Origin of the sequence: Lysinibacillus sphaericus (assembly GCF_005217585.1) — a bacterium.
Taxonomy (GTDB): Bacteria; Bacillota; Bacilli; order Bacillales_A; family Planococcaceae; genus Lysinibacillus; species Lysinibacillus sphaericus.
Genome location: NZ_SZPT01000002.1, coordinates 2,111,212 through 2,124,169 on the forward strand (window position 1 = coordinate 2,111,212; position 12,958 = coordinate 2,124,169).

General features: G+C 35.3%; 10 protein-coding genes, 1 other RNA gene and 2 pseudogenes. 5 read left to right on the plus strand and 8 right to left on the minus strand.

Annotation, left to right across the window (positions count from 1 at the left end):
* Positions 1-372: 372 nt before the first annotated feature.
* The 4 genes and pseudogenes from FC748_RS15420 to FC748_RS15430 all read right to left on the minus strand — a co-directional run bounded on the left by FC748_RS15420 (position 373) and on the right by FC748_RS15430 (position 2,817).
* Complete coding sequence (locus FC748_RS15420; RefSeq protein ID WP_227665399.1) at positions 373-885, minus strand: superoxide dismutase family protein; 513 nt, start codon at positions 883-885, stop codon at positions 373-375.
* 221 nt (positions 886-1,106) lie between these two features.
* Positions 1,107-1,628 (minus strand): annotated as a pseudogene (locus FC748_RS15425) (RNA-guided endonuclease InsQ/TnpB family protein); the annotation flags it as partial.
* Positions 1,629-1,670: 42 nt separating this feature from the next.
* Positions 1,671-1,793: pseudogene (locus FC748_RS22600) on the minus strand (helix-turn-helix domain-containing protein); the annotation flags it as partial.
* 232 nt (positions 1,794-2,025) lie between these two features.
* The gene (locus tag FC748_RS15430; RefSeq protein ID WP_024364657.1) at positions 2,026-2,817 is read right to left on the minus strand and encodes a 3D domain-containing protein; all 792 of its coding nucleotides are present in this window, start codon (positions 2,815-2,817) and stop codon (positions 2,026-2,028) included.
* A 546-nt stretch (positions 2,818-3,363) separates the two neighbouring features.
* Here FC748_RS15430 and FC748_RS15435 point away from each other — a divergent pair.
* A complete protein-coding gene (locus FC748_RS15435) occupies positions 3,364-4,491 on the plus strand; it encodes a response regulator (RefSeq protein WP_024364658.1) in 1,128 nt (375 codons plus the stop codon).
* A gap of 52 nt (positions 4,492-4,543) precedes the next feature.
* Here FC748_RS15435 and FC748_RS15440 read toward each other — a convergent pair whose 3' ends face one another.
* Complete coding sequence (locus FC748_RS15440; RefSeq protein WP_108030684.1) at positions 4,544-5,560, minus strand: GGDEF domain-containing protein; 1,017 nt, start codon at positions 5,558-5,560, stop codon at positions 4,544-4,546.
* Positions 5,561-5,864: 304 nt separating this feature from the next.
* Between FC748_RS15440 and FC748_RS15445 the strand changes: the two genes are divergently transcribed.
* Positions 5,865-8,888 carry a hybrid sensor histidine kinase/response regulator gene (locus FC748_RS15445; protein WP_108030685.1) on the plus strand — a complete coding sequence of 1,008 codons (3,024 nt, stop codon included), beginning with the start codon at positions 5,865-5,867 and terminating at the stop codon, positions 8,886-8,888.
* Positions 8,889-8,995: 107 nt separating this feature from the next.
* Here FC748_RS15445 and FC748_RS15450 read toward each other — a convergent pair whose 3' ends face one another.
* Entirely contained in the window at positions 8,996-9,436 is a 441-nt protein-coding gene (locus FC748_RS15450; protein ID WP_025218487.1) for a hypothetical protein, read from the minus strand.
* Between the two features lie 172 nt (positions 9,437-9,608).
* Between FC748_RS15450 and FC748_RS15455 the strand changes: the two genes are divergently transcribed.
* Positions 9,609-10,250 (plus strand): YfbR-like 5'-deoxynucleotidase, encoded by a 642-nt coding sequence (locus FC748_RS15455; protein WP_029747446.1) that lies wholly within the window; start codon positions 9,609-9,611, stop codon positions 10,248-10,250.
* A 95-nt stretch (positions 10,251-10,345) separates the two neighbouring features.
* Positions 10,346-10,852 (plus strand): zf-HC2 domain-containing protein, encoded by a 507-nt coding sequence (locus tag FC748_RS15460; RefSeq protein ID WP_038509369.1) that lies wholly within the window; start codon positions 10,346-10,348, stop codon positions 10,850-10,852.
* 52 nt (positions 10,853-10,904) lie between these two features.
* On the opposite strand, the gene FC748_RS15465 is transcribed toward FC748_RS15460, so the two are convergent.
* Complete coding sequence (locus FC748_RS15465) at positions 10,905-11,243, minus strand: zinc ribbon domain-containing protein YjdM (RefSeq protein ID WP_108030686.1); 339 nt, start codon at positions 11,241-11,243, stop codon at positions 10,905-10,907.
* A 243-nt stretch (positions 11,244-11,486) separates the two neighbouring features.
* On the opposite strand from FC748_RS15465, the gene ssrS reads away from it, so the two are divergent.
* A non-coding RNA gene (gene ssrS, locus FC748_RS15470) (6S RNA) lies at positions 11,487-11,679 on the plus strand.
* Positions 11,680-11,877: 198 nt separating this feature from the next.
* Here the strand turns inward: ssrS and FC748_RS15475 are convergent.
* Positions 11,878-12,906, minus strand: a complete 1,029-nt coding sequence (locus FC748_RS15475; RefSeq protein ID WP_108030687.1) for a nucleotidyltransferase family protein — start codon at positions 12,904-12,906, stop codon at positions 11,878-11,880.
* Positions 12,907-12,958 lie beyond the last annotated feature (52 nt).

Below are 12,958 nucleotides of genomic sequence, written 5' to 3' on the forward strand. Positions count from 1 at the left end.
AGCAGGGGGCACCACTTGCGTTTCCATCAGTTAGTAGTGAAACCTTGTTATCGGTGCAAACTACAACAACAAAGAGGCTGGGACAAAAGAGAAAAAGTGTTAGATTGATGGCAATCAATCTAACACTTTTTTGCAGCGCCGTTGTTGTCCGCTTCGGCGGTTCTTTCCGCGGGCACACACGTAAGCCGCAACCCTCGCTGTCCCGCAGGAGTCACCGCCTCCGCTACCAACAACTAGTGAACACTTCTAATTTTTTATTTATTGCAAAAGCAAGGATAGCTAAGTGTGCTAAGTCTCCATATAGCAAAAATTTATAAACACCTTTCCTCTGTACCTTAAATTATTTTAGTTTTGTCCCAGCCTCCTTTTCTATTATGATTGAATAACACCACATGCAATTCTTCCGCCTGATTCACCAGTAGGGTCTGTCATATGGTCGTCCTCGTTTTCATGAATAACAAGCGCAGTACCTTCCCCATCCATCAAAGAGTGTTCAGCATCTTTTTGTAACGTTACACCTTCTGCCAAGACACTCATAGTTGCAGTACCGTCCTCCGCTACCTCTAAATTCGGTAAATCCCCGAGATGATGGCCATGCGGATTATCCTTGCCATGCTCTTTCTGCGTTGGATTGAAATGCCCTCCTGCAGTACCGAAATCCGGCCCTTCGCATTTCCCTACTTCATGTATATGCATACCATGTTTTCCAGCAGGTAAACCACTTACCGTAACGGTTACTTTCACACCATCAGCCTGTTCTTCAAATTTGGCTTCTCCTAAACTTTTATTATCCGAACTCATTACTTTCGCAGTGGCAGTTAAAGCAACCGAGCTATCTGATACTGATTGTTGTTCCGCTTTCTCATCCTTATCAGCGCAGCCCACCAAAAAAACACCTAAAGAAATAATAAATAAAGTTGTCAATTTCATTTTATTACCGTTGCCAAAAATCTATAAATATCTATAAATCTTGTTTAATTCCCTGTTCAACAAGTCCGATTTCGATCGCTACAAGTAACCCATCTACTTTCGTTTGATATAACTCTCCGAGGGCGTAAATTCGGATACAACGCATCCTACATATTAGCGTTATCTTGTTGGTGATATTATGCTAATTTATATTTGGCAAGATTAATACTTGCATTTAAATCCCTATCAATACATAAGCCACAACTACAACTATAAACTCGATCTTTGAGTTTTAAGTCTTTGTTAATCTCCCCACAGTGACTGCAAGTTTTGGATGATGGATAAAATCTATCTGCTACTACGAACTCAATTCCTCTAAATTTACACTTATATTCAAGTTGTCGTTTAAATTCATAATAACCTTATTTTGAGATAACTTTAGATAGATGCTTATTTTTCATCATGCCTATAATATTTAAATCTTCTATTACAACTCTGTATGGCTTGGTTTTCACTATACTTGTTGTCGTTTGGTGAAGATAATTAGTCCGTATATTAGTCAATCTTCTGTGGACTAGTCGTATCCGATTTTCAAGTTTTATAATATTTTTAGTTTTGACATACTCCTTTCCTTTTTTATTTTGTTTATATTTTCTAGTTACTTGTCTTTGTAGTCTTTTTAAGCTCTTTTCATTTTTTCTAACTACATAAGATTTATTTTTCCTAAGAACTGTATCGGCTAAAAATTCGCCTCCATTTTTATAATTTTCTTCTTGTTTTGCAAGTGTCCAATTATAGATAAATCTTGCTGTTCCTACTGATTGCCACAACTTTTGTTCTTGCGATTCACTTGGGTACAATCTAACTTTCTTTGCCAGTATCATTCTCTAGCAACTCTCTTTTGAACTGTTTTGCCTATCTTATTTGCAACAATGCGATTACACTGCAACAACTATAAAATTAACTATTTTTGTATAGATTCATTTAAACTGTATCATCCTCCTTTTTTATAGTTTATCATTTATCAGAATACTCTCGCAACTCATAACTAGGTATTTATCCTCATTACAAATAAAGGGATTTCTCATAAAAATACTGAGAAATCCCTATGTTGTATTAATTTAAAATTTTTACCGTAACTGTTCGAACACCCCAATTACGAGCTTGTCCATCAGAAGGAATAAATACATCAATTTTATTTCCTTTTATCGCACCACCAGTATCAGCAGCTATCGCTTCGCCATAACCTTCTACCCACACCTTCGTTCCAAGGGGAATAACACGTGGATCAACAGCAATCACCTTTAAATTTGGATTTGAGCGTATGTCTGTCCCGTTTGCTGTAATACCTGAACAACCTTTACAATATGCTGTATAAGCTGTTGCACGCATTGTATATGTCTGACCATTTTGACTCGCTGGAGCACTTGCTGTTGTTGTCGCTTGTTTTGTTGTGGCCGTTTTTGTTGTAGCTTGTTTTGTTGCAGGCTTCTGTGCAATGGTTTTTGCTGTTTTTGGCTTTGCTGCTGAAGCTTTAACAGCTAACGTTTCACCAACTAAAATTAAATCTGATGTGAGGTTATTCCATTCTTTTAAATCGTCCACCTTAACATTATGAACTTTAGCAAGACTGAATAATGTATCACCGGCCTCAATAAGGTGGGTGTCATCTGTCTTTTCTTCCTCCAGTATTTTTTCCATACTCAAGGTCTGATCAGGATTAATCCATATCGAATCAAATTCGTCTAACTGTTGCAACTCGGCTAAACTCAAATTATAAATAGGTGAGATGCCCCAAAGTATGTTGCTCGTCTGACCAGTATATACTCCCTTAGCAGAAGTGGTACTCCCGAACATCCCCATACCAAGAGTCAATGCTACAGCTAATGCTATTGCCTTTTTCTTCATAATAAGTAATACCTCCAGTTGTTTTATATTTCTGCAATCTGTTGCTAGCACACTAGAGAATTAGGCTCTTAAGTATACAAGCATTATTGTAGAATGCATCCAAATATCACAGGACTTGGACCTGATATTACAAATTATTACTATTTAATCAGTAAAATATACAATTTCAATCAATTTTTTCTCCAATTAAACAATTATATGGAAAATTAAGATCAAATCTCTACAATCTATTTGCATATTTTATATAATGGAAATACAGTTTTTATAGCCGATAAAGTAGGAAAGGAGATGCCTTGAACTCGATTTTATAAAGTGAACTTTGTTAATGGGTTAAACCAAACAGTAATCGAATGGGGATTCACACTGCTCTAGTTGCTGTAGAAAAAATGTGTTTAGCAAGTGAATCACTCTGTATACTTATTGCGTTTCCTCTGTTAATGTAAAATAAAGTTTTATTAACCTAATAATTACAATTTAAATACTATATGTAATACCTAAAATACAAATAGTTAGGTCATATACTAATTTGAAAGTTGGTGTCCTACTGTGATTCGAGTAATAATTGCAGATGATGAACCGTTAGCTCTTTTAAACATGGAAAAAAAGTTGAAAGAATTTGATTCAGTAGAGGTTGTTAAAGCTTTTTCAACAATTAAAGATTTGCTTGATGAGGCACCTACATTGGACTATCATGTCGCTTTTTTAGATGTTGAAATGCCAGGAATGGACGGTTTGCAAATTGCTCAAATATTAAAGGAGTGGAAGAAAAATGTCTGTATTGTTTTTGTGACAGCGTATCGAGATTATGCTGTACAGGCATTTGAAATTAATTCCTTAGACTATTTACTAAAGCCTATTTCTAAATCTCGACTTGAGATGACTATCAATAGGATACATGAACTATTCCAATTAGAAATAGCCCCCCCTACTCGAGTGCAACAGAATGAGTACTCCCTTAGTATCCAGTGCTTAGGCGGATTCACTGTTTTACATAATAAGAACATCGTGCATTGGCGAACTGTTAAAACAAAAGAATTATTTGCCTTTCTTTTATCTAATCTCAACAGCCATGTGCCTAGAGATACAATCATCGAAGCATTATGGGCTGAAACTGAATACAAAAAGGCAAGAGTGCAACTTCATACAACAGTTTCTTATCTACGTACGACTCTCTCAGCTTTAGGGTACTTTAACGTTTTACAATATGTAAACGGCTGTTATATTTTACAGCTAGAGAATTTTCAATCTGATGTCTTAGAATTAGAGCACCTGTTAAAGCACAAAGAGGAATTCGGGGAGCTAGATATAGAAAGAGCGGAGGCATTTATTCAAAACTCTCATGGAGAATACATGGCTACATTAGATTACTCTTGGATTCATAGTAAGTCGAATTTCATTCATAACCAAATTACGCTTTTACTAAATTATTTAGTTGAGCATTACAAGGCAACAAACAATGTAGAAAAAATGGAGCGTACTTTACTAGTGATGCTGGACTACAATCCTTATTCAGATAAAATCATCCAAGAGCTTCTTCAACTCTATATTGAAGAAGATAATCGTGCTAATGCAGTAAAAGTTTACAAAGACTTTAAGAAGACCTTGTTTACTGACCTAGATATTTCACCTAATCAAGAGACCATAGAATTATACGCAACAATAGCGCAAGAGTAAAAATGTAGCTGCCTCCTAAGAGACAGCTACATTTTTTGGTTGTTGAAGGTAATTAACTACTAATTCGAGAGAAATCCTCCACCACACGTATACAGTTTCTACCTGATTGTTTTGCCTCATACAATGCCTGATCAGCAATAGCTATTAACTGATTCGGGTCACAAATCGAAGAAGAAAAAACTGTAACACCTGCCGACAAGGTAACTGGACGACCACTAGGATTTTCAGCTTGCGCTTGTTTAACTCGCAATTCCTCTGCTAATTTAACGGCGTCTTCAATTGCCGTATAAGGCAAAATAATTAAAAACTCCTCTCCTCCATATCTAAAACAGCTTCCCTGAACGCTTTCCTTCATTTTGTTTGCAAAAGCTTTTAAAACCTCATCCCCCACTGTATGCCCATATGTATCATTGACACTTTTGAATTCATCTAAATCGATTAAAATAATGGCATGTGGCACTTTCTCTGCAATTAAATTACTTAATACTTGATCCATGCTTCGGCGATTCGGAATACCTGTTAAAGAATCTAATTTCAACTGGTCAGTCAATTCCTTAATTTTATTTTGTGAATCAGCTTTTACCTTTAACATGGCATCTTTCAAGTTGCTCGCCTCAGCATACCAGTCATTCACTAATTTTAAATCGTTAATTCCACAGCCCTCTTGTCCACTTTTAACAATATCTTGTAGAGGTCGAATAATTTTCAACACAAACCACAGTACCAATATGAAAACGATTGCTACTATTAACATTAAAGGAAGAAGTATTTTTTTAAAAAACACACTAACAGAGACAACACTTTCTTTTTGTAACTGACTTACTGCCTGTTCAAGCCTATCCTTAACTAAAAATTCTGTTTGTGAGTTTTGTAATGACTCTTGTACATAGATTTCAGCTATATCAGAAACTTCCTCTATAAAAGCTTCCTGTAAAGCATGGTTAGGCTGTGTTAGCATTTCACTGTAACTTTTATAACTAATCCAAATACTGATACTTGATGTAACGAGTACAACAATTATTATCATACTAACAATGACAAACGATAAATTTAACTTAAATTTCTCCACAATAGATCATTTCTCCCATTGAGATGATATTTTGCTAAAGCTATATATAATAAGTTCAATTCTCATATTAAAAGTTTTTATTTCATCATCATACGTCATACCTCTTAAAAAATACTTAACAACTAATCGTTTTAACCTCTGTAACTCAAAACACAATTACTCAAAAAGAACTAATAATGTGTGAAAATCTTCAATTTATATACATAAAGTTTTCTTTAGAGCGAAATGCATATTTTCTTTTTCTTTATTTCATGGCATGGTAAAACAATACAATCTAATATTTTAACTTACAGGAGGCTTTATATTGGCGTTGAGAAAACCTATCGTAAGACATTTGCTAGTTATTTTAATCATTTTTATCGTCTTAACGATTTTCCGTCTACTCTGGCTAGCATATTTTACACCTTCTAATAATCAACCACTTGCACAAGCAGGTGTTTTAGATATGCGCCAGCAAACTTTAACAGAAGATGAGATCTATCAAATCAATGGTGAATGGCTCTATTATCCTGAAGTGTTGTTAAAAACACCTAACAGCAATGAGACAAGCAGTTCCATCGAACAAACTGTCCGTAAAATTCCTATGCAAAGGGGTTCAGCGACAAAACAACATTTTGGTACATATCGTGTAAAAATCTTATTAAGTGCTAATGCCCATTCAAATCACCGTTATGCTATCCGAGTTCCTGCCATTTCTACTGCATCAGCGCTATATATTAACGGGAAACTTGCGGGGCAGTCTGGAGTAGTGTCATCAAATCCTAGCACTCATAAAGGACAGGCCGCACCTTACACCATATATTTCACTGCAGAGCAGTCTGAAATCGACGTCATTTTACATGTATCCAATTTTGATACTCCCTCCAATATGGTTATAGATAAACGTCTTTCATTTAGCTCTGCGTCAGCCATGATGCACCATCAGTTCATTACACAATTATCACTTGTAGCTATTTCGATGTTGCTTATTTTATTTGCGTTATTTAGCATTCTTGTCTTTCTCTTTATTTACCGCAATAAAAAAGTGTTGCTGTTCACTGTCGGCTTTCTTTTACCTTTAGCTGACGAACTTATTACTTATGATCGTTCAATACTTGATTGGTTACATTTGGATTATGTATGGTCGTTAAAGCTATCCAATCTTATTTATCTTGGTGCTTCCTATTTCTTTGTACAGTTTATTCGTGTCTTATTAGTGCGCTATCAACAAGCAAAATATTTCCGATGGTTTACAACATTGTATGCCTTAGGCGCGCTACTTATTATACTCTTACCTATTCAATGGCTACACACAGCTAACTTAGCCTTCTTTATGCTTTATGTCGTGTCATTTTTATATGTTGTTGTACTGGCCTTAAAAGAGTATATAGGAAATCAAGAAAGTTCAGCTTTTATTGCATTTACAGCTATTGGCACAACAAACGGAATTATATGGGGCCTTATAAAAATGTCTTTTGTATTAGACATCCCGTTTTATCCATTTGACTATTTAATGATTGCACTGGGCTTTGCAGGTTATTGGTTTAAACGCTTTTATGAAAATCAACAACAGATTAATCTGCTTGTTGCCAAATTACAAAAAGATGGGGAAATGAAAGATGAGTTTTTATTAAGCAATGCACAAAAGCTTTGGGACCCTATGAATAAAATGATTACTTTAGGACAAACAATTTATGATAATCCAAACAATTGTTTTGTTATGGAAGACAAGCAGAATTTAAAATATTTAATTGATATAGGACGCAGTATGTCCTTTACGCTCAATGACATCGTGGATTATACACGATTAAAAGACAATAATTTACACCTTCATAAAAAGAATGTCCGCATTCAAGGCGTGGTGTCTGGCGTATTTGATATGCTACGTTTTATTGCTGTGGGAAAACAAATTCAAATGACATCTTCTATTGCAAGAGACTTCCCTCTTGTGCTAGCCGATGAAAAACGGCTTATTCAAATTCTGTTTAATCTGCTACACAGCTCTATTAAAAATACGAACGCTAGTTCAATCGAAATTAGCGCAACAATAGAAAGAAAGATGGCTGTAATTTATATCAAACTGACAGAGTCTGGAACGAACAATCCTGATATTAATCTTCACGAACATCTCTTTTCTTCTGACAAAGGACTTTCAGATAATGAAGAAATTCATCTTAGTTTTTTGATTTCTAAGCAACTAATTGAATTACACGGAGGTTCATTACTTAATAAAGGAGCAGATTTGCTTTTTACTATACCTATTGTAGATGTCATGGAAGAGATAGAACAATTGGATGATGAGCGAACAGAGGATATTCATTTACAGGAGAATAACACGCAGTTAAAAGCTTCTGCTACTGAAAAACAGTTTAAAATTTTAATGGTCGATGATGACCCTGTAAACTTAACAATGATGCGAAGTCTATTCTCTGCTACAGAATATAATATTACAACCATTACAAGTAGTGAAAAGGCACTGGATTTATTGCGTTTACAAAGATGGGATTTAGTCATTATTGATGCAATGCTCCCTTATATTTCTGGATATGCCTTAATTGAAAACATTCGACAGCATTATACCTTGCTAGAGCTACCAATTTTATTGTTAACTGCTCGAAATAATCCTGAAGATGTGTATACTGGGTTTGCACATGGGGCCAATGATTATGTAACGAAACCCATTAATTCTTTGGAATTAAAAGTACGCTGTCGTGCGTTAATTGATTTAAAATATAGCATCAATCAGCAGCTACATTTGGAAACTGCTTGGCTTCAAGCACAAATACAGCCTCATTTTTTATATAATACACTTAATACAATTGCTTCACTGAGTACAATTGATCCAGATCGAATGATTGACTTAATGCATCAATTCGGGAAATATCTCCACGCAAGCTTCGATGTAAAGAACCTGCAACGAGTTGTACCTCTGCGTCATGAACTCGAACTCGTCCGTTCATATCTTTATATCGAACAGCAACGTTTTGGGGAATTATTACAAATTGATTGGGATATTGATGAACAAATTGATGTTGAGATTCCCCCAATTTCTTTGCAAACGCTTGTAGAAAATGCATTACGACATGGTGTATTAAAACAAAAAGGTGGCGGCACTGTTTGTATTCGAATTAAAGAGCTTGCCGATTATGTGACCGTCAGTGTAATTGACAACGGTATTGGTATGGACGCCACGACATTAGCACAATTACTATCCGATACGGATACAACGAGTAGAGGCATTGGATTACGCAATACGGACCTACGTCTTAAAAGGATTTATGGTCAAAGGTTACAAATCAAAAGCACTCCAAACGAAGGCACAACCATCACCTTCCACATCCCCAAATAATAGTAGTGCCAGTCACTCAAACAATTCTTGCAACCACTCAAGGCACAAGACGCAAAAACCCTCGCATCAGCGAGGGTTGCGGCAGTGCCAGTCACTCAAACAATTTATTACCAAAGCACTGGTTTTGCTACCATCAGCCATAACATAATCAGCAATAATACAATATATATCCATGCTTTACGCTGTAATAATGAAGCAAATTTTTGCTGATGATAGGCGGGCGTATCGAACGTGCGAATAGTTGGTTTAAAGGCTCTAGCTAAAAAGACAATCGAACCACCCATCACAAGAAATGTTAGGATTACCCACGATGTTGTCCATGGATATCCTCCACGCCACATTAATAAAATACCCGAGGCAACTAGCACATGCCCCGCGTGTTTAACGATCGTAATTGCACCTTGAAATACTTGGATATATGGTGGCATTTCAACATGTGCAGCTGTACGCATTTTCTTAACAATTACTAAAACAACAAACAATGGCCCAATCGAAAGGACTGCACTTAAAATATGTATATATAGAAGAAGTGTATAAATCGATAGCATATTGCATACTCTCCCTTTAACAAGTCTTACTCATTATAGCATTCCCCTTTGCGTTCTCTCACAATAATTGTGAATCCTTTGTAAATGCAACATGAATCATTGTTAAATTGTTTGAAATTTGAACAAAGAGGGTATGGATTATAGTAACATGCACTTATAGAAACAAAAAGGAGTGATTCTTATAGGAATTCATCAATTTTTTACAAGTCTTAATGATTTAGAACGTATTATTCGTTGCCCTGGCCGCTTCAAATTTGAAGAACATAATGTAGCAGCACATTCTTGGAAAGTCTCACAGTATGCCATGTTCTTTGCAACACTGGAAGAAATGAATGGAGCTACAGTGAATTGGAAATCGCTATATGAAAAAACCATCAATCATGATTTCGCGGAAGTATTTATCGGCGATATTAAAACACCCGTAAAGCATGCTAGCCCAGAGCTAAAACAAATGCTTGCACATGTGGAAGAAAAAATGATGGAAAAATTCATTATGAACGAAATCCCTAAAGAGTTCCAAGACATCTTTTTTGAACGCATGAAAGAAGGAAAAGACGAAACACTAGAAGGTCGTTTACTTGAATTCGCAGACAAATTAGATCAATTTTACGAAGCCTTTGCAGAATTAAAACGCGGCAATACCGACATGGAATTTGTCCACATGTATCAAACGGCACTATCGAAGCTGTTATTGATTCCTCTTCCAGCAACAGTCCGCTATTTCAGAACTGAAATATTAAAAGATGCTGTAAAAGAAAAAACACATATTGATATACAAGCGCTCACAAATGAAGTATTAGACACAAACAAATAACGTGCATGTACAAGTTTTCCGATGAATTGATCGACGGAAGGCTTTTTTTATTTCCTAAAAAAAGTCGTATAATAGGAGTGATAGGAGGGAAAATATTGTCACATGAATGTTCAATTGTAGAAGATTTACTACCTTTATATAAAGCACATGGCCTCCAAGCCGATACGACCGAATTTATTGAACAGCATTTAGCTACATGTAAATCATGTCAGCAGTTGGCCGCTACACAATTATCCACTAATCAAAACTTATCGATGAAAAGCACATTAACCTTTTTTCATCTTGTTTTTATCGTGCTATCTTTTATGTTTGCCCTTAATTCATCTTTACTTGGCAATCATAAAAGCTTCGTCATACTATACGGTCTTTTCGGTTGCCTAACTTATTTATTTTATAAAAACATTTGGATTGTCTTTGCCATAAGCTCTATACCTGTGTTCGTCTGGGCCATTATTAATAATTTTAGCAATCCACTCTATATGAAGAACTTCTCTTTTATCGATATTGGTTCACTTATAGTTGGTGCAAGCTATATAGCTCTTTTACATACTATATTTGCCCTACTCGGTGCCGCTTTTGCCATTGTTTTACGTAGGCTTTGAAATGATAAAAGCATCTCTCCTTACGAAAGATGCTCATTTATCATTTTAATTTTTAAGCTTTTTTCACGAACTCTGATTTTAGCTTCATTGCACCGAAGCCATCAATTTTACAATCAATATTGTGATCCCCTTCAACAAGACGGATACTTTTCACCTTTGTTCCGATTTTTAATGTTGAAGAACTTCCTTTTACTTTTAAATCTTTAATAACTGTTACCGCATCACCATCTGCTAACAAGTTGCCATGTGCGTCTTTTACAATGAGTGTATCTGACTCCTGCTCTGTTGCATTAGTGCTCCATTCATGTGCACATTCTGGACAAACAAAATTTGTGCCATCCTCATATGTGTATTCAGAATTACATTTTGGACAATTTGGATATGCTGCCATCTCTGCTTCCTCCCTCTATTTTTTCGATAGATAAATGATTACGCTCCTATCTTCACACACTTAGTCTGATTTCGCAAAGGTTGTTCGTATTTTTTGTTCGCATTTGTGAAAAATATATGAAACAATCCCTTATTATCCAACTATTTTTCGGCCATAACTTTTTATTTTACAACATGTGCCCATTGACTTTTTTTCATAAACCATCTTACTTGCAACTTTGTTTTGCATGCCTTATTATATCCTTAAAGGCTGCATTGTTCGTATAATATTAAGTTTTAACCTTTAAGCTGTAAAAGGGAGTTTTATTATTGGAGTTGGAATGACGGGCCTCACACCAAGGTGCATGAGGATAAGCAGGAAAACTTCTGCGAACACCCACTTTGAGGAGTGGTGGTTTAAAACTTTCTATAATAACTACGGCATACGCGGCTTTTAACTTTACCATTAGAGCCTCAAGGCTTCCAAGCGACTCACCCTTCTTTATTGGAGGGTGAGTTTTTTATGTTATTTTCTAACGTGTGCAAAAAATCTCCTGTACCATTATTAAGTGGGAAGAAAACTTATCGAACCTAAAAGACAGCAAAAAGAATGCATCGAAAAATGCGTAGAACTTTACTCAGTCTTTCAATCCTACTCAATTTAATAACTTACTTAACAAATCCGCATGCCATTCATTATGATTCTGATTGACAACTACATCTTCTTCAATGAATTTATCCGTAGACAACGCTTTTAGTGTCAACAGCGGTATTAGTGGATAATATAATTCCTCAACTTCGTAAAGGACCTCAAATGCTAAATACTCCACATTGTGCGTCTTAACTTTTTTAATAAAAACATCCCAATTTATATCCTGTGACTTAATTAGCCGATAGATATCCGTATATTTAAAAAGAGGTACATCCTTGTTATATTTTTTATCCTTATAAACGTCTACACATAAAGAGAGTAACGTATCTTCCCATAACAAAACTTTAAATTGAACCCCATCTATTGTTAATATTTGTACATTATTTAGCAATTCTTCCGTTACATCTTCTTGAAGATTACGCTCACCGAATGAATATGGAAAAAATTGAAATCTAATTTTAAATATACTTAAAAATTTCATCTCGGTGGATTTAACTAAATCAAGCGGTTTTAGGTTTTCAAGTATCCTATCCCCAGTGTCCAAATTCACATCAGCGTTATTTGGCATGTAACCAATAGACTGTAGACATTGTACGACCTTGCCTTTATCTTTATAATTCACTAACACCTTACTATCGTAGTACGGACTGTGAAGACTGTCCTTATAGATCGTTTGGCAATTTGGCAGCCCGTCTAATAAACCATACGGAATTTCTGCTCTATTTAATATTTCTATCAACTGTAACTGATGTTGTAACTGTTCATTGGCGATCTCTTTGTGCAATTTATATTCTAAATTAGCCATTGTTTTTAATTTTACATACCCGTATTCAAAGTTAGTTTCATCCACTATGTACTTTCTTATAATTACAGATACATTTGGGAAAATATGATGCATTTTTAATAGCCCTATTACTCGTACCCAATCTAAAGGCATTTTAAGTAATTGTTTTAAAGTATCAACCTCTACATACGATAAACTTTCTTTCGAGAGTAATAATATAAGATTATTTTCCCAATCAGTATATACCAATTACTCTTTCCCCTTCCATTTCCCAATAAAATTGAATCAAACTATGACAATA

Coding starts and splice junctions, on each gene's coding strand:
- FC748_RS15465 (WP_108030686.1), bottom strand. CDS start 11,243: ATGGCAGCATATCCAAATTGTCCAAAATGTAATTCTGAATACACATAT.
- FC748_RS15430 (WP_024364657.1), bottom strand. CDS start 2,817: ATGAAGAAAAAGGCAATAGCATTAGCTGTAGCATTGACTCTTGGTATG.
- FC748_RS15450 (WP_025218487.1), bottom strand. CDS start 9,436: ATGCTATCGATTTATACACTTCTTCTATATATACATATTTTAAGTGCA.